The organism is Billgrantia ethanolica (assembly GCF_021404305.1).
Classification (GTDB): Bacteria; Pseudomonadota; Gammaproteobacteria; order Pseudomonadales; family Halomonadaceae; genus Halomonas; species Halomonas ethanolica.
The window spans coordinates 354,031-374,533 of the sequence record NZ_JABFTX010000003.1 but is presented as its reverse complement, the minus strand read 5'-3'; the positions used below and the strand labels follow the sequence as shown (position 1 = coordinate 374,533).

Genomic DNA, 20,503 nt, shown 5'->3' with positions numbered 1-20,503 from the left:
TGAGAGAGAAAAGCTGAGTGAAAAAAGTGAGTGAGAAAAGCCAGCGCCCTCTGCGCTTGGCCTTGTCAGCAAGGTAATGGCTAAATAGGGCGAATCATGTCCTATTGAAAACAGGAACCTTCAGCGTGGCCAATCCCACCGTTCGCGTGCTGACACTGCTCGAACTGCTACAGACCCACCGCCACATGAGCGGCCGGGAGCTGGCCGAACGGCTGGGCGTCGACCGCCGTACGCTGCGACGCTACATCCAGGCGCTGGAAGAGCTCGGTATTCCCGTCACCACCGAGCGGGGACGGCACGGCGGCTACCGCCTGATGCCGGGCTTCAAGCTGCCACCGCTGATGTTCAACAGCGAAGAGGCGTTGGCCGTTTCGCTGGGGCTGCTCGCCGCTCAAGGGTTAGGCATTGCCGAAACGGCCCCGGCGCTGGACACCGCGCGGGCCAAGCTGGAACGGGTCATGCCCGCCAGGCTGAAACAGCAAGCACAGGCGCTGAGCGAGAGCGCCCGGCTGGAGTTGCCCTCGGCCAGGGCACCGGGCGACGAGCGCCTGCTGCTCTTGTTCGCCACCGCCACCCAGGCCCGCCAGCGTGTGCGGCTCGACTACCGCGACGACCGGGAGCAGCACACCCAGCGTGTGCTCAACCCCTATGGCTTGGTCTTCCGCGGCGGGCGCTGGTACGTCAGTGGCTGGTGCCACTTGCGCCGCGACCTGCGCAGCTTTCGCCTCGACCGCATCGCCGAGGCCACCCCGCTCGAGGCCAGCTTCGACAGGCCGGCCGACTTCGACCCGGCCGCACATCTGGCCCGCAGCATCGCCAACCTGCCCCGCGCCACCGCCGTCAGCGTGCGCCTGCACACCGATCTCGCCCATGCCGTCGAAGAGCTGGGGCGCCATATCGGCGTATTCACTCCCGACGGCAGCGCCGTGCTGCTGCATGCCCGCACCGACAGCCTGGCCTGGTTCGCTCGTCAGCTCGCCCGCCAGCCCTACGACTTCGAGATCCTCGACCCACCGGCGCTTTGCGATGCCCTTGCCCAGCAGGCCGCCCGCCTCCAGCGTCTGGCCGTGCCAACTGACCGTTGGAAAATGCCTGAGTGAGTGTCGAAAGCGACTAGGGTGAATCGATGTAGGGAAGCGGTACCAACAACGACCCCTGGAGACCCACCATGCAGCTTTCCACCTACCTGATCTTCGGCGGCAACTGTCGCGAAGCCTTCGAGTTCTATCAGCGCTGCTTCGACGCCAAGCTCGAGGCTATGGCTACCTACGCCGAAATGCCCGCCAGTGAAGGCATGGAGATTCCCGAGGAAGCCCGCGACCTGATCATGCACGCCCGCCTGCGCATCGGCGATCAACTGCTGATGGCATCGGATTACTCCCCCGGTTGCCCCGCGCCCTACGAAGGCATCAAGGGCGCCAGCATCGCGGTGGGAGTCGACTCCGTTGAGCAGGCCGAAAAGCTCTTCAATGCGCTGGCCGACAACGGCAACGTGCAAATGCCCCTCGAAGAGACCTTCTGGGCGCATCGCTTCGGCATGCTGGTGGACAAGTTCGGCGTCGCCTGGATGATCAACTACGACAAAGAGGAACAGGCCGCCGCCTAGCGCAGCACGGCTTCCTCTCTCAGCCGCCCGGCTAGCAGATCGATGAAGGCCCGCACCTTGGCCGCCGGGCGGCGCCCCTCCCGATGCACGATATGCACGGGTAGCGGCGGTGCCTCGAACTCCTCGAGCACCGTGACCAGTTCGCCACGCTCGAGCTGCGGGGCGATCTGATACGACAGCAGACGCGTCACGCCCCAGCCGGCGGCCGCTGCCTGCACGGCGCCGTCGTTGACGTTGATCACCAGGCGCGGCTTGACCCGGTACGACACCCCCTTCTCTCCAGCCTTGGGGAAAAACGTCCACTCCGGCTGCAAGGAGATACCGCTGGCCATTATGATGCGATGCTGGCCGAGCTCATCCGGCTGCTGCGGCCATCCATGACGCTCGAAGTAACCGGGAGCACCGCACACCACACGCCGCACCTGACCGACGCGCACGGCGCGTAGCGACGAGTCGGGCAGCTCGCCGATCCGCACCGCCACGTCGAAACCCTCGTCGACCAGGTTGACCACTCGATCCAGAAACACCGCATTGGCGTTGACCTCGGGATACTCCTCCAGGTAATCGAGCAGGGTCGGCAGCACGAAGAGCCTGCCGAACAGCACCGGCGCGGTCACGTTGAGCTGCCCGCGCGGCATGGCGGCAAGCCCCGCCGCCGATTCGTCGGCCTCCTTGACGTCTTGCAGAATGCGGCGGCAGTCGTCGAGATAGCTCGTCCCCGCTTCGGTCACCCTCACTACTCGAGTCGTGCGCGTCAGCAGACGCATGCCCAGACGCTCCTCCAGCTCGGCAATGGCGCGCGTCACGGCGGGCGGCGAGAGCCCCAGACGGCGGGCTGCCCCGGCAAAGCTCTCCTCCTCCGCCACGGCGAGGAATACCGTCATCAGATGAAAGCGATCCATTTATTGTTCCAATAAAAGAAATAGTTAATTTCATTCTATGACGATTCTTCAAGTTTTCGAAATTCGGCAAGCTTGCCGTGTCTGCAGCTCACGCTGCGACGCCGCTCATAAAGCGGGCGTTCAAACCAAGAGGAGCTTTGCCATGAGCCGTATCAACGTCGTCAGTCTGGAAACCGCCGATGCCGAGCAGAAGGCACTGTTCGATGCGATTCAGTCACAACTGGGCGTGGTGCCGAACTTCCTGAGGGTGTTTGCCAACTCACCGAAGGCGCTGGAGGCCTTTCTCGGCCTGCACGGCATCGCCAAGTCGGGCCGTCTCGACCTGCGAACCCGGGAGCGTATCGCCCTGGCGCTGGCGCAGCAGAACGGCTGCGAATATTGCCTTTCCGCACACTCGACCCTTGGCCAGGGCGCCGGGCTGAGCAGCGACGAGATGGCCGCCAATCGCCGCGGTACCAGCCATGACGCCAAAGCCGCTGCCGCAGTCGCCTTCGCCCGCGCCCTGGTCGAGCACATGGGCGATGTCACCACGGCAGAGCTGCAGGCCGTGCGCGATGCTGGCTATGGCGACGGCGAGATCGTCGAGATCATCACCCATGTGGGTTTGAACCTGCTGACCAATATCCTCGGCAAGGCCAGCCGCGTGGAGATCGACTTCGACCGGGTCACCCTGGATTCGGTTGCCTGACCCGCAGCCGTTGCGGTGCCGCTCTCTCCCGAGCGGCACCTTTCGAGGAACTTCGCCATGACACGTGCCTTCAAGACGCTCACCTATACCCCTTCGGTTCGCGCCGCCCAGGCTCGCTACGGCAGCCGGGAAGCCACCAAGCCCGTCGACCCGGCCGAGGCCGGACGCGACGTTCTCGGCGCGCCCGTTCGCGAGTTCATTGCCGCCCAGGACCACTTCTTCATGGCCAGCGTCGGCGAGAATGGCTGGCCCTATGTGCAGCACCGTGGCGGGCCGCCCGGCTTCCTGCAGTGCCTCGATGATCACACCCTCGGCTTCGCCGATTTCGCCGGCAACCGGCAGTACATCAGTGCGGGCAACATTGCCCATGACGACAGGACGATGTTGTTCCTGATCGACTACGCCAACCGACGGCGGCTGAAGATCTGGGGTCGGGCACGCATCGTCCACGAAGAGGACGATGCGGCACTGCTGGCTCGGCTGGAGGTGCCCACTTACCGCGCCCGGGTAGAGAGAGGCTTGGTGATCGCCATCGAGGCGTTCGATTTCAACTGCCCGCAGCACATCACGCCGCGTTTCACGCGTGATGAGATGGCAATTTTGTCCGCCCATGTCACATAGCATCCTCCTGAATCGTCATGACAGTGACGGCCACTCGGCCTTCGCCTCTCTACCTCAGCGATTCAGGAGCCACACATGAGCCAGAACACTCTGTTCATCACCCACAAGGCACTGCCCGGCAAGCGCGACGAGGTACGCCGCGCCTGGGAGACTCACCTGGCGCCCAGCATCCAGGCGCGCCAGGTCCACGACGCCTATTTCTACTGTTACGATGACAGCGATCCCGACACCATTCGCGTCTTCCAGCGCTATGCCGTCGGCGCGGATCCACAGGCTTTCATGCAGGGACCGGCCTACGATGCCTATGTCGCCGCGGTAACGCCCCTGCTGGCCCATCCGCCTGTGATCCACGCCGCCACGGTGGCCTGGGCCAAGGACAGCTCAGCGCCGATAGCCGAGACAGCCTGATGCCTTCTGCCGATTTTCTGCGCTTCGAAGAGGCCCGCCCCATGCTGCTGGGGCTGGCCTATCGCATCCTCGGCTCGCGCGCCGACGCCGAGGATGCGGTGCAGGACACCTTTCTCAAATGGCAGGCAGCGGATCGTGAGGCTATCGATACGCCCCACGCCTGGCTGACGACCGCCTGCACGCGACGCTGCCTCGATCTGCTGGGCAATGCCCACCGGGCCAGGGTCGACTACGTCGGTGCCTGGCTGCCCGAGCCCATCCCGACCGCTGCCGTATCCGATGCGGAACGCAGCATGCAGCTGGCCGACTCGCTCTCCACCGCCTTCCTGCTGCTGCTGGAACGCCTCTCGCCCAAGGAGCGGGCCGCCTACCTGCTGCATGAGATCTTCGACACGTCCTACGCCGAGATCGCCGCCATGCTCGAGCTCAAGGAGCCGGCCTGCCGCAAGTTGGTTTCCCGAGCGCGAGCCAATCTGCAGGCCGCCGAGCAGCGCCATGCGCCACCGCGGGAACGCCAGCAGGCGCTGCTGGAAGCGTTCAGGCTCGCCATCACCGAGGGCGCCACGGCACGGCTCGCCAACCTGCTCTCGGCCGAGGTCCGCCTCAGCGCCGATGGCGGCGGCAAGGTGCCCACCCTGCTCAAGCCGCTGCACGGCAAGTCGGCCGTACTCGACTTCCTGGCCAGCCGTCTGAGCCAATACTGGGCCGGCTATCTGTGGCGCGTGGCCGACATCAACGGCGGTCCCGGCTTCATGATGTTCCGAGAGGGAAGTGTCGTCGCGACGGTGACCTTCGGCTACGACCGCTCAGGCCAGGCCACGGATATCTTCATCGTGCGCAATCCCGACAAGCTGACACGACTGACGTCATGACTGGCGCTCGACTATCGCACGGCAGCCGCTCTCTCTGGCTTGGGGATCCAGCAGCCCGACGATCCACTCGCGCACGGCGGCAATGGCCGGCTCCTCGAGCCGCTCGGGCGGGTAGACGAGCTGGAAGGGAGCGGCCTTCACCTCGGGGCCGAATGGCTGAACCAGGCGCCCTTGACGCAGCTCCTCCTCGATCAGATACCGGCTCATCAGGGCTATGCCCTGGCCGTCCAGGGCAGCGGCGATGCCATGGGTCTCGTCGGAGAACATCAGTCCGGCGCTGACGTCGAGCCCCGGTACCTGGACCTGGCGCTGCCAGGCCGCCCAGTCCAACGGCGCGGGCGAAGAGAAGTGCAGCAGCGTATGGCGCACCAGTTCGGCCGGTTCACGCAGCTTCAGCACGGGGCTGCAGACGGGCACGAAGACATTGTCGAACAGCTTCTCCGCGACCAGTCCGGGCCAGGGGCCCTCGCCGTAGCGAATCGCCATGTCGGCGACGACGCCATCCAGGGCGACCGTTTTGTGTGAGACCTGAATGCTCAGGTCGATCTGCGGGTGGGCATCGCGCAGCAGGCAGACCCAGGGCAGCAGCCAGCGTGCTGCCACGGCCGGCGTGGTCGAGAGCGTTACCGCCTGCCGCGTCGGCGGACGGCGCAGCTTGGTCACCGTCTCGGCGATGGCATCGAAGGAGTCGCTCAGCACGGTGAGCAGCGCCTGGCCCTGAGTCGTCAGCACCAGCTGCCGCGGCCGCCGCACGAATAGGGCCACGCCCAGGCTCTCCTCGAGCTGGCGGATCTGATGGCTGATCGCCGTCGGCGTGACCGAGAGCTCCTCGGCAGCACGCTTGGCGCTGAGGTGGCGCGCCGCCGCCTCAAAGGCGCGCAGGGCGGAGAGAGAAGGCAGTCGTCGCGGCATCATGGATGAGTTTTATTTTCCAAAATAGAAAAAGAATCGTCGTTTGTCGCCCCACTTGGCTTCAGGCTTATATGAAACAAGCCACAGGCAAGGCTGAGAACAATTCACTCAATAGATCCTACACCCAGTGACGGAGAAAACCCATGACGCGTTTACTTCACCTCGACGCCAGCCCACGCCCCGGCCGTGCCGGCAGCCACGATCACGGCTCGCACACCCGCCGGCTGACCCACCACTTCGTTTCCCGCTGGCGCACTCTGGAGCCGGATGCCGAGATCGTCTATCGGGATCTCGGCGCCAACCCGCCGCAACTGACCAGCGTCGAATGGATCGAAGCCGCTTTCACGCCCATCGAGCAGCAAACCGAACCGATGAGAGAATTGCTCACCGAGAGCGATGCCCTGGTGGACGAGGTCGTACGGGCCGACATCCTGGTGCTCGGCGTACCGATGTACAACTTCGGCCCCCCGGCCGCGTTCAAGGCCTGGATCGACAACATCGTCCGCATCGGTCGTACGGTCGATTTCGACATGCAGTACGGTGCCCACCCCTTCATGCCCCTGGAATCTTACGTGCCGCTGCTGGCCGGCCGAAAACGGCATGCGGTGCTGCTCTCCTCTCGCGGCGGTTACGACTTCGACCCAGGGCGCAGCATGGCGGCATTCAACCATCTCGAGCCGGGCGCACGCACCGCCCTGCAGTTCATCGGCATTGGCGGCTTTCACAGCATCGCCATCGAGCATCAGGAGGAAGGCGGCGAGGCGCTGGCGGCCTCGACTGAAAGCGCCCTGGCGCGTATAGATCAGCTCATCGAGAGCTTGCAGCGTGAGTTGGCAACATCACGCCTGGCGCAGCCAGCCTGATGCCGCATTCGGCGAGATGGCAACACCGGGGCGAATGACGCCCCGGTCTCGTCCCTGTAGCATCTATCAATCGACACTTCGTCGAACCGGCACCGACCGCCCTCAGACAAGCCGCAAGCACATCGACATGCTCATCAAACAAGCACCCAGCGCCGAGGCTCCTCTCCAACTCCTGTTGGAGGCCGATCCCTCGCTTGATGCCATCGCACGCTACCTCGAACACTCGATTTGCCATGTTGCGACTATCGCGGAGAAGACCGTCGGCGCTTATGTCATCCAGCCCATTGGAGGCGGTGTTCATGAGCTGATGAACATTGCCGTCGACCCGGCGTATCAGCGAAAGGGCATTGGCAAGCGGCTGCTGGATCATGCCATCGCAACGGTTAGAGATGCGGGTGCACGGCGCCTTGAGCTTTGCACCGGCACCTTCGGTTATCAGCTCTCCTTCTACCAACGTGCAGGGTTCAGGGTCGTTGCCGTGGAGCGTGACTACTTCCTGACCCACTACGATGAGCCGATCTACGAGAACGGCATTCAGCACAAGGACAGGCTGCGGCTGGCTCTTGATTATTGACCGTCAGGTACGCGCTAAACGCTCAGTCCTGATGCAGCCTGCGGCGGCGCGACAGACAAAAGCCCAGCAGTATCCCTGCAAGACTCGCTGCCACGACCGCCTTACGGCGCGTATCGGTAGCACGGAAGCCACCATCGATGCGCCGCTCTCCACTCGGCGGCGCGTACAAGTTGCCCGATGAGTTCGCCATGGGCCGGGCTTGCCTCATGGCAAAGTCGACCAGGCTGGCATTGAGCCACGGGTAGCCCGGCATACCATGGGCAAGGCGAGCCAGTATGGCGGGTAGCCCCACGTAGGCCGTCGGCCGCGGATACCGAGCCAGCTTGACGATGGTGCGAGCAGTACGCCGAGGATCATAGACGGGCGGCACGGGCTTGACGGCACGGCCGGTGTAATTGCCACCATCACGAAACCCCGGGGTATCCATTACGGCGGGATAGACATTGCAGACATGGATCTCCGGCCAATGGCGGAGCTCACCCTGCAGGCTTTCGGCGAAGGCCCGCAGGCCGAACTTCGCTGCACTGTAGGAAGCGGCATAGGGCTGCGGCGCCCAGCCGCCTAGGGAAATATTGTTGATCAGAATGCCGCGGCCTCGCTGCTTGAAATGGGGCAGCACAGCATAGGCGCCGTTGATCTGGCCAATAAGATCGGTCTGGATGACCCGCTCATGGTCTTGGAGAGGAAGCTCCTCGAAGGCGCCGAGCGCACCGACGCCTGCGTTGTTGACCCATACATCGATCCTGCCCGCCGCCTCTATTGCGCTCTGGGCCAGTCGCTGCATATCTTCAGGCTTGGTAACGTCGGCGACGATGAACCTGGCCTGCCCACCGAGCCGATGACACTCCTCGGCGACGTCATGCAACGCCGTCCTGTCCCGGGCCGCCAGGAACAGGGTCGCGCCCTGTCGAGCAAACTCATGTGCCGTGGCACGGCCGATGCCGCTGGAAGCGCCGGTCACAACAACAACGGTTTCGGGCATCGCAGGTGAGTACATGACAGCCTCCTTTCCAATGACTTCACGGCATCCTAGCCGATCCTTCACCTGAAGATAGTCAACATCCTGGCGATAAGCTCAGCGAAGCGGGTGGTTGCGGCATATAACCGTTGTTTCGTATTCAGCGGTTGCATTGGAAATGCTATGAAGAGAGTCCAGAAGAGGTTCGTTATATAACGTTAAAGAAGGGTCACTCATCACGAACAATCATCTGATTTTTTTGGCACTTTTCTCAAGATCATCTTTCAAAATCCCTGCCGAATACTCACATTCCGGCACTCTCCAATTCATCCAATAAAGCAAGATAACTTCAGGAAAATTAATAATGAAAAAAATAGTGGCTCCTAGCCTCTTGTTACTCAGCATCAATGCTTACGCCCACGAGTGGCAGGAAAGCCCCGAGATAACCCAGCTCTTCCAGGAAGCAGGCATCAGCGGCACGTTCATACTCTATGATCCCATTAACCAGCGGCTCATCGGCCATGATCATGAAAGGGCCACAACCCCTTTCGTACCGGCCTCGACCTTCAAGGTGCCGCATACTCTGATCGGACTCAGTGTCGGAGCTGTCGATAGTGTCGACGAGGTTCTGCCCTACGGTGGCGAGCCCCAGCCTTTCGACGTATGGGAACAGGACATGGGGTTGCGTGAGGCCATCGAGCTTTCCAACGTTCCTATCTATCAGGCCTTGGCTCGGCGTATCGGCAAGGAACCGATGCAGACAGCCCTACGGGAACTCGACTACGGCAATGCCGAGATAGGCGAGCATGTCGATGACTTCTGGCTAGTGGGTCCGCTCGAGATAAGCGCCATCGAGCAGGCGTACTTCCTGCTCGAGCTAGCCCAAGGGACATTACCTGTCTCCAACTCGGTACAACAGGCCACCCGCGACATCATCCTGTTGGAACATGACGAGAGCTGGGCCCTTTATGGCAAGACCGGCTGGGAGAACGCGCCCGATCCGGGCATAGGCTGGTGGGTAGGCTGGGTTCAGGAAGGGGAAACACTATATCCCTTCGCCTTGAACCTGGACATTGAGAAGGCCGGCGATGCCGCAAAGCGTGTCGAATTAGGCAAAGCTAGCCTGGAGGCATTGGGGATACCAAAGAATCGGTAAACGTTCGCACCCACCTGCAGCTCACCCGCTCGATGACTTCCTCAACGTTGCCATCGAGCGGATCAAAACAACTCAGCGATGACAAACACCATGCCTGAAACCATCGAAGCCAGAATGAAAGCCCTGGGCATCGACCTGCCGGAGCCGAGTAAGCCGGGAGCCAGCTATGTTCCTTACCACCTAACTGGAAACCTGCTATTCGTGACAGGCCAGCTATGCCAGTGGAACGGAGAACGGCGCTTTGCCGGCAAGCTCGGCGATGCCTACGGTCTCGAACAGGGCCAACAAGCCGCCCGCCTGTGCGGCCTGAACCTGATCGCCCAGCTCAATGACGCACTCAATGGCGAACTAGAGCGCTTGGTCAACACGGTTCGGCTGGCCGGCTATGTCAATTCCACGCCCGATTTTCACGGTCAATCCCAGGTCATGAATGGGGCTTCCGATCTCTTCCTAGAGGCGTTTGGCGAAAAAGGGCGTCACACGCGCCTGGCAGTGGGAGTCAGCGCATTACCCTATGACTTGGCCGTCGAGGTGGAAGGCATCTTCGAGGTTCGCCCTAAGTAAGCAGGCGGAGTAATGCCAATGGAGCCAGCCGGCCTCGTGTCTGATCCCGGGGTGTGAATCGCCCCGGTCTTGTAATGCTTGGCACGGCATCAGTGGTCAGTGGAAATATCCACGTAATTGACGATCACTTCGCCGTTATCGAACAGCAAGACGCCATAGCCGGGTTCCTCATCGCAACGTCTCAGGCGTTCCGCCTGCATGTCGAAAGCGAACTGCGTGTTGGTGCTCTTCAAGGTGGCGAAGGGATGGCCGCACCATCGGCCCGAGACGTTGCGGTGCACATGGCCGCAGAAGAACTGCGTCGGGGCACGGCGTGATTGCAGCAAATCACGCAGCCCTTCGCTCTCCAACAGTTTGAGTCTGTCGAGTGCGGGCACGCCGATTGCCATTGGTGGGTGGTGGAGAAATATCGCCGCCGGGCGGGTCGAGGCCGCCTCCAGCTCCGCTGCCAGCCAGTCGAGCCGGAAGGGACAGAGTTCACCATAGTGGCCTTGTGCTGCCTGGGTATCGAGATAGATCAGACGCGTCTCACCGATATCGTCGCTGCCCTGGAGAAAGCCTCTGACCATGGGGATGTGGGGAAATGCCTCATGCAACGCAGTGCGATCGTCATGGTTGCCCACCAGCAGCCGGTAAGGCATGTGCAACGTTTCCAGCGCTTCGCGCAGCAGCGCATAGGCCCCCGGGTTGTTCAACTGAACGAGATCGCCACTCAGCACGAGCAGCTCCGCATCCGCGTGATCGTGGCGTATGTCGTCCAGGCAGCGCCGGAAGCGCTGCCAGGCCTCGGCAGGCGCTTGGGACGCTGCGTTATCAGGCTCCACGAGGTGAGGATCCGTCAACCAGAGTACCTTGTGCATGACGCTACTCCGAGGTTTGCGCAACCGCCGCCTTGTCGGTCACCGGGTCGGCCTTGGCACCGGCCGCCTCACGGCGCTCCGAGTAGCGGTCCACCAGCGTTTCGGCGTGGGGCCGTAACAACACGGTGAAGCGCACCAGCTCCTCCATCACATCGGCGATGCGGTCGTAGAGCGGCGAGGGCCGCATGCGCCCGGCCTCATCGAACTCCTGATACGCCTTGGGCACGCTGGACTGGTTGGGGATGGTGAACATGCGCATCCAGCGCCCCAGCAGGCGCAGCGTGTTCACCGCATTGAACGACTGCGAGCCACCGCTGACCTGCATCACCGCCAGGGTGCGCCCCTGGGTGGGCCGCACCGCGCCCATGCTCAGTGGCAAATGGTCGATCTGGGTTTTCATCACGCCGGTGATCTGGCCGTGGCGCTCGGGGCTGCACCACACCTGCCCTTCGGACCACAGCGCCAGCTCGCGCAGCTCCCACACCGCCGGGTGATCGTCGCCCGGCACCTGGTCCGGCAACGGCAGATCGGAAGGGTCGAAGATCCGCGTCTCGGCGCCGAAATAGCGCAGCAGCCGCGCAGCCTCTTCCACCGCCAGGCGCGAATAGGAGCGTTCGCGCAGCGAGCCGTAGAGCAGCAGGATGCGTGGCGGATGGCCCAGCGGATCGGGCAAGCCCTGGCCGGGCTGCCGGAGAGCGAAGCGCTCGTCGAGGGCCGGTAGATAGTCAGGGTCGTTGAGCGTGCGAAGCCTCATGTCGCCTCCTTCAGGGCGTGGGTTTGCAGGACGAGCAGCGCCACCAGGGCGGCAAGCCCCAGGGCCGAGGAGAACAGCAGCGCCTGGGTGCCGAAGCGCTCGATCAACAGGGCGAAGGCCAGCGGCGCCAGCGCCTGGCCGAAGCGTGCCGGCACCATCAGCACGCCCTGGCGCAGGCCATAGCCATGGGGGCCGAAAATGGCCAGCGGCAGCGTGCCCTTGGCGATGGTGAGAATGCCGTTGCCGGCACCGTGCAGCAGCACGAACAGCGTGGCCAGCGGTGCCCCCAGCGTCATCACGCCGAGCGCGCCAATGGGATGCGCCACCACCGCCAACTTGGCCGAGAGCAAGGGATGAAAGCGCTGCAGCAGCGAGAACTCGAGCATTCGTGCCGCCACCTGGGCCGGCCCGACCAGCGCCGCGGCGGCAATGGCGGCGGTGGGCGAGAGGCCGGCGATCTGCAGCAGCCACGGCAGGTGCGCCGCCATGGCGGTACTGACAAACCAGGTCACGGCGAAGACGAAGGCCAGCAGCACCATGGGCAGCCAGGTCGAATTCGCCTCGGCAACTGCCGTCTCGGCGTGAAGCGCGGGCGGCTGGATACCGAATGGAATCAGCAACCGGTTGAGCGGCAAACCCAGCAGCAGATGTACCGCCGCCCAGGTAAAGCAGGCGCTCTGCCAGCCGAATTCGGCGTTGAGCCAGCCGGTGATCGGCCAGCACACCGTGCTGGCAAAGCCCGCCAACAGCGTGATGCCGGTAATGGCGCCGCGCGCCTCGCGGCCGTAGAGCCCGGCCAGGGTCGAGAAAGCCGATTCGTACAGTCCCATCCCCATGCCGACGCCGATCACCAGCCAACCTGCCCATAGCAGCACGGGGCCATCCGCCAACCCCAGCAGCACCAGACCCAGGGCGAATACCAGGCTCGAGGCCGCCAGCACGTCGCGTCCGCCAAATCTGTCGATGCGCCTCCCCACCGCCGGCCCCAGCACGGCCGACACCACCAATGCCGAGGAGAAGGCCGCGAATACCGTACCCGTGGCAAGGCCGAGATCTCGCGCCATGGGCACGGCGAGGATGGCCGGCAAATAGTAGGTCGAGCCCCAGGCCAGCGTCTGGGAGACGCCCAGGGCGACGACCACACCGGTGCGCGAGCTCATTGACTACCTCGATCATCGAGGTATCTGGACCTGAAAAAACGCGCCGCGCTCATCCTTCCCGCTCCTCCCGTTTCACTGCCCCCGCGGCCATGCGACGGCTCTCAACGATGCAGTCCGTGGCCTCCAGCCAGGCATCCACCGCCACCTGAAAGGCCTCCCGTCCCTTCTCCGTCAGCGCATACACCTTGCGCGAGCGCCCCTGCACCACCTCGTTCGTGGACGAGAGGTAGCCCCCCGCCTCGAACTCGTTGAGTACCGGATAGACCGTGCCCTCCGAGGGACTGCAGCAGCCATTGGTGCTCTTCTCCACCGCCTGCACCACCTCGTAGCCGTGCATCGGATGTCGGTGCAGTACGCTGAGCACGAAGAACTTCGACAGCGACATCTTGATCGTGCCGCGCCAGTACGAAGGATCGCTGTAGTCGGGGATCCGACGGCCGGCGGCCGCTTCGGATTTCGCTTTGGTCATGGGAGAAACCTATACCTCGATGATCGAGGCGTCAAGATGGTGAAGCGCCCTTCTATGGTTCATCCCGCCCAAGCCACTCCAACAGCAGCCTGGCGAACGCTTCCGGTTCTTCCAACTGGGGCGTGTGGCCACTTTGCTCGAACAGCCGATAGGTAACGGGTGGCAGGTCAGGCAGGCGGGACTCCCAGAGCGTAGGGGGCACGACGTAATCATGGCGCCCCATCACTACCAGCACCGGCGCGGAGAGATCCTCCAGACGCCAGTTGAACTCGTAGTCGACGAAGAAGTCGCGAAATGCCGTGAAAGCCTCGGTGTCGATCGGCACCCCTTGCCAGAGAGGGGCGGCATCGTAATGCGGGTCGTACCAGATGCGCGGGCCATCGGCCACATAGCGCGCAACGAACATTTCACCCGGTGGAAGTTCGGCCAATGCCGCCTCGTCAAGCCGTGCTTGGTTGCACGCCAGCACCGCCTTGCGTGCGCTCGAGGCATGAGTAAGCCAATAGCGATGTCCGGCTTCCAGTGTGCCCCGAACGTCACACGGTGGTGTGCCGATGAGCACCAGATGGGACACCCTGTGGGGATATCGCTTGGCATATGCCAGGGCGACGTTGCCGTGATGGGAGTGCCCCACCAGCACGAATCGTTCGAGACCCAGCCGGCTGCGCATGGCCTCGATATCCTCGCAGTACGTCTCCAGGGTAATGGCCACCCGCCCCGTGTCGAGCTTGCCGGCGAAATGGCGAAGATCCACGAAGATCAGACGACACGATCCGTGCAAGCTCGCCGGGAAGGTGCGCGGATAGTAGACGGCCGAACCCAGGATCAACAGTGGCAGGCCGCGACCCTTTTCGACATAGGAGAGCGCCGCTCCAGGCACCTCATGGGTACCGCCCCCGGAAGAGCGGAACCCAGGGCGCGGCCCGGAAGGCTGGCCAACCTCTTTCGTCATGAGCTCATCCCCTGGCTGCGTATCGACGCTGGACGTAGTGATGGTAGCCGCCCGGCGTCAGACCGGTCACGGCCTTGAAGTCGTGCACCTGTGGCGCGACGTGCCGGCAGCCTGCTCACGCACTCCTGCCAACACCAGGGATAGGCCGAATTCGAAGCGACCGTCGAAATCGAAGAAGCGTCGCGCCATCAGTTCCGTATCGAGATGGCGGAAGTCAGGACTTGCCAGCACCTCGCCGAGGGAAGCGGTAATGGTCGCCGTGGCCTCGCCGGGTTCGTCGGGCAGCCCCTGCTGCTCTAGCGTTTCGCCGAGAATGAAAGAGAGCAGCGTGGTCATCGCCCAGAGCGCCCGGTCGCGGTCGAGCCCGGCTTTCACCAGCAGCTCCATCAGCGTTTCGGCGCCGCGCAAGGTGCTGTGCTTGGCGGAGTAGCTGCCACCCACGATACGCGCACCGTCACGATACCTCAGCAAGGTACGCCGTAGGCGCCGGACGAACTCGGCCAGATTGACATAGGCATCCTCGTCATCGAGCCCGCCCAGCGGAACGGCAGCCACGATGGCATCGGCCATTTCATCGAGCAATTGCCGCTTGTCGGCCACGTGGCGGTAGATCACCGGCGCCTGCACGTCCATGGCATCGGCCAAGGCTCGCATCGTCAATCCATCCAGGCCATCCCGGTTCACCAGTAACAGCGCCGCCTCGGCGATCTGCCGCACGCTCAGCTTCTCCTTCTTCCGCCGCCTACGCTTCGGCGCACTGTCGTTTTCCGTCACGCGAATTCTCGCTTCGTGTCACTTGTCGCTTGACATATTAACATCGTTAACAATACATTCAAGCCAAACCTATTAACGGCGTTAACAAAATGCTCCCAATGGCGTTTCCATTCGCACGCCCACTGCCCAGATGGCCACGGATGCTGCTCTTCCTGTCGCTCGCGCTGGGCCTTACCGCCTGCACCGAGGGAGGCGCCAGCACCGATGGCGAGGAGGTGATACGCCCGGTGCGGGTGGAAAACGCCATGTCGCTCCCCGCGCCGAGCCACCGCTTCGTTGCCCGTGTTGAAGCCGCCAGCACTGTCGATCTGGCCTTCCAGGTCGGCGGCCAACTCCTCGAGCAGGGCCCACGCGAAGGTGCCTTCGTACCACGCGGCGAAACCTTGGCGATGCTTGATACCACCGACTTCGAACTGGCGCTGCGCCAGGTGGAGACGCGGCATGAGCAGGCCCGGCGGGAGTACGAGCGCCTGCGCCGACTGCATACCCAGAACGCCGCCTCGACGGCGAGCTTCGAGCAGGCAGAGGCCGAATTTCATACCCAAACCGTGGCGCTCGAGCAGGCTCGCCGGCAGCTCGACTATGCCCGTCTCGAAGCCCCCTTCGACGCTCTGGTGACCCGCAGGCTGGCCGAACCCTTCGCCACCGTAGCCGCAAACACGCCGATATTGCGGGTGCAGGACATGAGCGAGCTTCGCCTGCGCTTTCATGTGCCCGAGCGGCTCAGCGCCATCCTCGAGCATCCCGAGACGTACCGAATGGAGGCTATCTTCGAGGCCGCTCCCGAACGGCGCTTACCGGTCCGCTATCGGGAGCACCGCCCCCAAGCCGACCCGGTAGGACAAAGCTATCCGGTCAGCGTATCCCTGCCTCGTCCAGACGCGATCGAGCTGTTGCCCGGCATGACCGCGAACCTCGTCATCACTCGGCTCGACTCAGAGCCATCCGGTGTCACGGTGCCAATTTCAGCGCTGGACCCCGGCAACGACGGCGAGATGCGCATCTGGAGGTTCGATCCCGAGTCGCAAACGGTAACGTCGCGCCCCGTCACCCTCGGTGCTGCACTGTCTGACCGTGTGACGGTGCTCGACGGCCTGGCGGAAGGCGAGCCGATCGTCACTTCCGGCACCCACCTGCTGCGCGACGGCATGCGGGTCAAGCCCCAAACGCGCCTCGACTAGGACACGTTCATGGACATCGCCCGCACCGCCATCGACCGCCCCGTCCAGACCTGGCTGATCATTCTGGCCTGCCTGTTGGGCGGCCTGTGGGCAATGCTGACCCTGGGCCGGCTGGAAGATCCCTCGTTCACCCTCAAGACCGCCATCATCACCACACCCTACCCCGGAGCGAATGCCGAGCAGGTCGAACAGGAGGTGACCGAGAGGCTGGAATCGGCCATCCAGCAGCTGCCGGCCGTCGACTACGTTCGCTCGCGCTCACGCCCTGGCATCTCCGAGGTCGAGGTCGAGATCAAGCGCGCCTATCCCAGCCGCAACATGCCGCAGCTCTGGGACGAACTGCGCCGCAAGATCGGCGATGCCCAGGCCAGCCTGCCCCCGGGCGCCGGCCCTTCCCTGGTCAACGACGACTTCGGCGACGTCTACGGTATCTACTACGCAATCACGGCGCCGGAACTGAGCGATGCGGAAATTCGCGATCTGTCGAGGTTCCTGCGTCGGGAGCTGCTGACGGTGAACGGCGTGGCCAAGGTCACCACCGCCGGCGAGCGCAGCGAGGCCTTGTACGTGGATCTCGACAGCGAGCGCCTGGCCAGCCTCAGCGTACCGCTGGAGCAGATGATCGAAACCCTGCGTGCCGCCAGCGCCATCGCCGAGAGCGGTGCCATCACCCTGGATGAGCGCCGCCTGCGCATCGCCTTCTCCCAACAGTTAGCGAGCCCCGCTCACCTGGAGGAGCTGCGCATCGGTCGCCCCGGCACGACTGAGCAGATCAGCCTGGGCGATATCGCCACGATCCGGCGCAGCGCAACGGAGCTGCCCGATCATCTGATTCGCTTCAATGGGATGCCCGCCTTCACGCTTGCCGTGGCCGGGGTGGCCGACGTCAACATCGTCGAGGTGGGCCAGGCGGTGGATGCCCGGCTGCACGAGCTACAGGAACGAATACCGCTAGGCGTCGAGCTCCATCCGATCTACGAGCAGCACCGGGTGGTCGACGATGCCATCGGCAGCTTTCTCGTCAACCTGGCGCTGGCCGTGGCGATCGTCATCGGCGTGCTGTGCCTGTTCATGGGCTGGCGGGCCGGCCTGGTAGTGGGTGCCACTCTGCTGCTGACGGTACTCGGTACGTTGCTGTTCATGCGCGTGCTCGGCCTCGAGATGGAGCGCATCTCTCTGGGCGCGCTGATCATCGCCATGGGCATGCTGGTCGACAACGCCATCGTGGTGACCGAAGGCATGTTGATCGGCATGCAGCGAGGAGCCAATGCCCGCGACGCCGCCAGCACCGCCGCCAAACGCACGCAGGTACCACTGCTCGGCGCCACGGTCATCGGCATCATGGCGTTTGCCGGCATCGGCCTCTCGCCCGACACCACCGGCGACCTGCTCTTCTCCCTGTTCGCGGTGATCGCCGTGTCGCTGCTGCTGAGCTGGGTACTGGCCATCACCGTCACGCCCCTGCTGGGGCACTATCTGCTGAAAACGGTGCACGATGCCAAGATGCCTTACACGGGCAGGCTCTACAGAGGCTATCGCCGGCTGCTAGAGGGCGTGCTGCGCTGGCGCCTGCTTACGCTGCTGAGCCTGATTCTGTTCACCGCCGGCTGCATCTTCGCCTTCGGTTTCGTCAAGCAGGCCTTCTTCCCCGCCTCGAATACGCCCATCTTCTTCCTGCACTACCAACTGCCCCAAGGCACCGACATTCGCGCGACGGACCGTCACATGCAGGGTCTCGACGATTTTCTTCGCGCCCAGCCGGAAGTGCTATCGGTAACGCAGTTCGTGGGGCGCGGCGCCAGTCGCTTCGTGCTCACCTATACACCGGAACGGCCCAGCTCCAGCTACGGTCTGTTCATGATCCGCACGGCCGAGCGCGACCAGATAGATCCGCTGGCAGCACGGCTGCGGCAGCGGCTCGACGTGCATCACCCCGATGCTCAGGCCAGGATCGAGCGCCTCATGTTCGGGCCTAACGTCGTCAGTATCGAAGCACGCTTCTCAGGGCCCGATCCGGTCATGCTGCGCTACCTGGGCGACCAGGCCAAGGCAATCATGGAGCGCGATCCCTTGGTGACGGACATCGTCGACGACTGGCGCCAGCGCGAACTGGTGCTCGAGCCGGTATTCGACGAGGAGCGCGCTCGCATGGCGGGAGTTCAGCGCGACGCGGCCATGCGCGCGCTACAGTTCGCCACCACCGGTATTCAGGCAGCCCTCTATCGCGAAAACGATCGCCTGCTTCCCATCGTGCTGCGCCCACCCGAGCACGAGCGCCTGGACGTGACGCGCCTGCACGAGAGGCAGTTGGAAAGCGCCAATGGCAACGTACCTATCCCGCTGCGGCAGATCATCGAGCGTTTCGACACCATCAGTGAAGAGAGTGTCATCCGCCGCCGCGACCGCATGCGCACCCTGACAGTTCAGGCCAGTACGGTGAGTGGCGTTACCGCCAGCGAGGGCCTTTCACGCATTCGCGCGCCCATCGAAGCGATTCCCCTGCCCCTCGGTTACCGCCTGGAGTGGGGCGGCGAGTACGAGGCCTCCGGCCGCTCGCGGGCCTCGCTGCGTGCCCAGTTGCCGTTGGGTTTTCTCGCCATGCTGGTGATCAGCGTGCTGCTGTTCGGCAAGTGGCGCCAGCCGCTGATCCTGTGGCTGGTGGTACCCATGTCGATCTGCGGCGTGGTGATCGGGCTGCTGGCCAGCGGCATGCCGTTCACCTTCACGGCGCTGCTCGGGCTGCTCAGCCTCTCCGGCATGCTGATGAAGAACGGTATCGTGCTGCTCGACGAGATCGACGCCCAGATCCGCGAGGGCAAGCCCGGCTGCCCAGCCGTGGTGGAAGCCAGCGTCAGCCGTCTGCGGCCGGTGGTACTGGCTGCCGGCACCACCATCCTCGGCATGCTGCCCCTGCTCGGCGACGCCTTCTTCGCCAGCATGGCGGCGACGATCATGGGCGGGCTCGCCTTCGCCACGCTGCTCACCCTGGTCGCGGTACCGGTGCTCTACGCCCTGCTGTTCGGAATTCGGCCATCGCCGAAGCGCGTCCGTGCCGGGCCAAAGCATTCCCACGCCGGGCAGCCAAGCTAGATGCCCAGGGACCGGGCTATGAGCATTTTCTGAACCTCGATGGTACCGCCCGCATAGAGGCAAAACGGGGCTTCGCGATAAAGTCGCGATACGGACTCGAAGTCGAAATAGGCGCGCCCGCCCATGACCCGTGCCGCCATCGCGACGACCTTTTGCAGCTGATCGGAGCAGAAATACTTGGCCATGGAGATGGCCTGCGTTGCGTCATGGCCCTCTGCGTGCTGACGAATGGCATCCTCAAGAAAGAGACGCATACCAGTGGCGAGAGTGCTCATCTCGACGACGGTATGTTGAATGGCCTGAAAATCGCGCAACGGTTGGCCGAACTGATGGCGCTCCTGAACGAACTGCAGGGCACGATTCGTCGCCGCATCGGCAAACCCGCATGCCATGGCAGCGACGATCAAGCGCTCGAGAGTTCCCGTCTTGCGTAGCTGAGGCCATGCCGAGTTTACCCCCGCCTCCCCGCCGAGCACTCCGCTTTCCGACACGAGGACTTCCTCAAACATGACCCGACACGAGGGATAGGCATTACCCGAAAGCTTGCTCAACGGCTCTACGCTCAGACCATCCGCACCCCCAGGCACAAGCAGGATACCGTAGGATTTGGCGCCACCCTCGGTGGTTCGGGCAACCGTCAGTATCAGGTCGGCGGTCGCCGCCCCGGTGACATAGGTTTTCTCTCCACGCACCACATAGTGATCGTCCCATCGTGTGGCCTGAGTCGTGATGCCGGCCGCATCCGACCCTGCTCCCGGCTCGGTCAGAGCAAAAGCGAGCTGCAACTCGCCTGCGGCAACACGCGGCAGCAAAGCCTTTTTTTGCGCAACCGTTCCGGCATAGGAAAGACATAGCGGCCCGAGCAAGCCAGCCACCATATAGATGGTGGCCAGCGTCCCTGAGCGCTCGGCGAGCAGACGAATGACCGTACAGGCCTTTTCCATGTCACCTGGCTGCGGTCCGGTCTGCAGCGGATCCGAAAACCCGAAAGTCAGTAACTCATTGGCTGCCAGAGTTTCGAGTACCTCGGCTATGAAACCGGCTCCGGCCTTCTCGCCATCCACCCCGTATTTCTGCAAGATCGTCTCGGTAGTCGTAATGGCACGTTGGGAGAGTCCAAGGGTGTCGCTCATACTTAC

The 20,503-nt window shown here is 63.6% G+C and carries 22 protein-coding genes; 12 read left to right on the top strand and 10 right to left on the bottom strand.

Translation table 11 applies throughout. From position 1 onward, the window contains the following. Window positions 1-125: 125 nt before the first annotated feature. Together HOP53_RS14830 and HOP53_RS14825 are read left to right on the top strand one after the other, a co-directional pair. A complete protein-coding gene (locus tag HOP53_RS14830) occupies window positions 126-1,100 on the top strand; it encodes a helix-turn-helix transcriptional regulator (protein WP_234270749.1) in 975 nt (324 codons plus the stop codon). Between the two features lie 68 nt (window positions 1,101-1,168). Continuing rightward, the gene (locus HOP53_RS14825; RefSeq protein WP_234270748.1) at window positions 1,169-1,606 is read left to right on the top strand and encodes a VOC family protein; all 438 of its coding nucleotides are present in this window, start codon (window positions 1,169-1,171) and stop codon (window positions 1,604-1,606) included. On the opposite strand, the gene HOP53_RS14820 is transcribed toward HOP53_RS14825, so the two are convergent. Next, on the bottom strand, window positions 1,603-2,508 hold the full coding sequence (locus tag HOP53_RS14820; RefSeq protein WP_234270747.1) for a LysR family transcriptional regulator: 906 nt from the start codon (window positions 2,506-2,508) through the stop codon (window positions 1,603-1,605). The genes HOP53_RS14825 and HOP53_RS14820 overlap by 4 nt on opposite strands. A 142-nt stretch (window positions 2,509-2,650) precedes the next feature. Between HOP53_RS14820 and HOP53_RS14815 the strand changes: the two genes are divergently transcribed. The 4 genes from HOP53_RS14815 (at window position 2,651) to sigJ (ending at window position 5,097) form a co-directional block, all read left to right on the top strand. Next, on the top strand, window positions 2,651-3,196 hold the full coding sequence (locus HOP53_RS14815; RefSeq protein ID WP_234270746.1) for a carboxymuconolactone decarboxylase family protein: 546 nt from the start codon (window positions 2,651-2,653) through the stop codon (window positions 3,194-3,196). 57 nt (window positions 3,197-3,253) lie between these two features. Continuing rightward, window positions 3,254-3,817, top strand: a complete 564-nt coding sequence (locus HOP53_RS14810; RefSeq protein WP_234270745.1) for a pyridoxamine 5'-phosphate oxidase family protein — start codon at window positions 3,254-3,256, stop codon at window positions 3,815-3,817. Window positions 3,818-3,892: 75 nt separating this feature from the next. After that, window positions 3,893-4,225 carry a putative quinol monooxygenase gene (locus HOP53_RS14805; protein WP_234270744.1) on the top strand — a complete coding sequence of 111 codons (333 nt, stop codon included), beginning with the start codon at window positions 3,893-3,895 and terminating at the stop codon, window positions 4,223-4,225. Further along, window positions 4,225-5,097 (top strand): RNA polymerase sigma factor SigJ, encoded by an 873-nt coding sequence (gene sigJ, locus HOP53_RS14800; RefSeq protein ID WP_234270743.1) that lies wholly within the window; start codon window positions 4,225-4,227, stop codon window positions 5,095-5,097. The genes HOP53_RS14805 and sigJ overlap by 1 nt, the downstream gene beginning before the upstream one ends. Here sigJ and gcvA read toward each other — a convergent pair. Next, on the bottom strand, window positions 5,092-6,012 hold the full coding sequence (gene gcvA / locus HOP53_RS14795; RefSeq protein WP_234270742.1) for a transcriptional regulator GcvA: 921 nt from the start codon (window positions 6,010-6,012) through the stop codon (window positions 5,092-5,094). The two genes, sigJ and gcvA, sit on opposite strands and share 6 nt — an antisense overlap. A gap of 140 nt (window positions 6,013-6,152) precedes the next feature. Here gcvA and HOP53_RS14790 point away from each other — a divergent pair, with 140 nt between their 5' ends. Together HOP53_RS14790 and HOP53_RS14785 are read left to right on the top strand one after the other, a co-directional pair. Further along, a complete protein-coding gene (locus HOP53_RS14790; protein WP_234270741.1) occupies window positions 6,153-6,872 on the top strand; it encodes an FMN-dependent NADH-azoreductase in 720 nt (239 codons plus the stop codon). Between the two features lie 127 nt (window positions 6,873-6,999). Beyond that, window positions 7,000-7,446: a GNAT family N-acetyltransferase gene (locus HOP53_RS14785; protein WP_234270740.1), complete on the top strand. Its 447-nt coding sequence runs from the start codon at window positions 7,000-7,002 to the stop codon at window positions 7,444-7,446. A gap of 22 nt (window positions 7,447-7,468) precedes the next feature. Here HOP53_RS14785 and HOP53_RS14780 read toward each other — a convergent pair whose 3' ends face one another. Continuing rightward, entirely contained in the window at window positions 7,469-8,443 is a 975-nt protein-coding gene (locus tag HOP53_RS14780) for an SDR family oxidoreductase (RefSeq protein ID WP_234270739.1), read from the bottom strand. A gap of 325 nt (window positions 8,444-8,768) precedes the next feature. Here HOP53_RS14780 and blaOXA point away from each other — a divergent pair, with 325 nt between their 5' ends. Together blaOXA and HOP53_RS14770 are read left to right on the top strand one after the other, a co-directional pair. Continuing rightward, complete coding sequence (gene blaOXA, locus HOP53_RS14775; protein WP_234270738.1) at window positions 8,769-9,560, top strand: class D beta-lactamase; 792 nt, start codon at window positions 8,769-8,771, stop codon at window positions 9,558-9,560. Between the two features lie 90 nt (window positions 9,561-9,650). Then, window positions 9,651-10,124 (top strand): RidA family protein, encoded by a 474-nt coding sequence (locus tag HOP53_RS14770; protein WP_234270737.1) that lies wholly within the window; start codon window positions 9,651-9,653, stop codon window positions 10,122-10,124. Between the two features lie 89 nt (window positions 10,125-10,213). Here HOP53_RS14770 and HOP53_RS14765 read toward each other — a convergent pair whose 3' ends face one another. From HOP53_RS14765 to HOP53_RS14740, 6 genes are all read right to left on the bottom strand, one after another. Next, the gene (locus tag HOP53_RS14765; RefSeq protein WP_234270736.1) at window positions 10,214-10,984 is read right to left on the bottom strand and encodes a metallophosphoesterase; all 771 of its coding nucleotides are present in this window, start codon (window positions 10,982-10,984) and stop codon (window positions 10,214-10,216) included. Window positions 10,985-10,988: 4 nt separating this feature from the next. Next, window positions 10,989-11,738, bottom strand: coding sequence for an arsenical resistance protein ArsH (gene arsH / locus HOP53_RS14760; protein ID WP_234270735.1), 750 nt, complete (start codon window positions 11,736-11,738; stop codon window positions 10,989-10,991). Next, window positions 11,735-12,898, bottom strand: a complete 1,164-nt coding sequence (locus HOP53_RS14755) for an MFS transporter (protein WP_234270734.1) — start codon at window positions 12,896-12,898, stop codon at window positions 11,735-11,737. Before HOP53_RS14755 ends, arsH begins: the two co-directional genes overlap by 4 nt. A 49-nt stretch (window positions 12,899-12,947) precedes the next feature. Then, entirely contained in the window at window positions 12,948-13,367 is a 420-nt protein-coding gene (locus HOP53_RS14750) for a PadR family transcriptional regulator (RefSeq protein WP_234270733.1), read from the bottom strand. 52 nt (window positions 13,368-13,419) lie between these two features. Then, window positions 13,420-14,319, bottom strand: coding sequence for an alpha/beta fold hydrolase (locus tag HOP53_RS14745; protein ID WP_234270732.1), 900 nt, complete (start codon window positions 14,317-14,319; stop codon window positions 13,420-13,422). A 66-nt stretch (window positions 14,320-14,385) separates the two neighbouring features. Beyond that, window positions 14,386-15,036 carry a TetR/AcrR family transcriptional regulator C-terminal domain-containing protein gene (locus tag HOP53_RS14740; protein WP_234270731.1) on the bottom strand — a complete coding sequence of 217 codons (651 nt, stop codon included), beginning with the start codon at window positions 15,034-15,036 and terminating at the stop codon, window positions 14,386-14,388. A 197-nt stretch (window positions 15,037-15,233) separates the two neighbouring features. Here HOP53_RS14740 and HOP53_RS14735 point away from each other — a divergent pair, with 197 nt between their 5' ends. Together HOP53_RS14735 and HOP53_RS14730 are read left to right on the top strand one after the other, a co-directional pair. Next, the gene (locus tag HOP53_RS14735; protein WP_234270730.1) at window positions 15,234-16,274 is read left to right on the top strand and encodes an efflux RND transporter periplasmic adaptor subunit; all 1,041 of its coding nucleotides are present in this window, start codon (window positions 15,234-15,236) and stop codon (window positions 16,272-16,274) included. Between the two features lie 9 nt (window positions 16,275-16,283). Further along, window positions 16,284-19,364 (top strand): efflux RND transporter permease subunit, encoded by a 3,081-nt coding sequence (locus HOP53_RS14730; RefSeq protein ID WP_234270729.1) that lies wholly within the window; start codon window positions 16,284-16,286, stop codon window positions 19,362-19,364. Here the strand turns inward: HOP53_RS14730 and HOP53_RS14725 are convergent. After that, window positions 19,361-20,497 (bottom strand): acyl-CoA dehydrogenase family protein, encoded by a 1,137-nt coding sequence (locus tag HOP53_RS14725; RefSeq protein ID WP_234270728.1) that lies wholly within the window; start codon window positions 20,495-20,497, stop codon window positions 19,361-19,363. The two genes, HOP53_RS14730 and HOP53_RS14725, sit on opposite strands and share 4 nt — an antisense overlap. Between the last annotated feature and the right edge of the window lie 6 nt (window positions 20,498-20,503).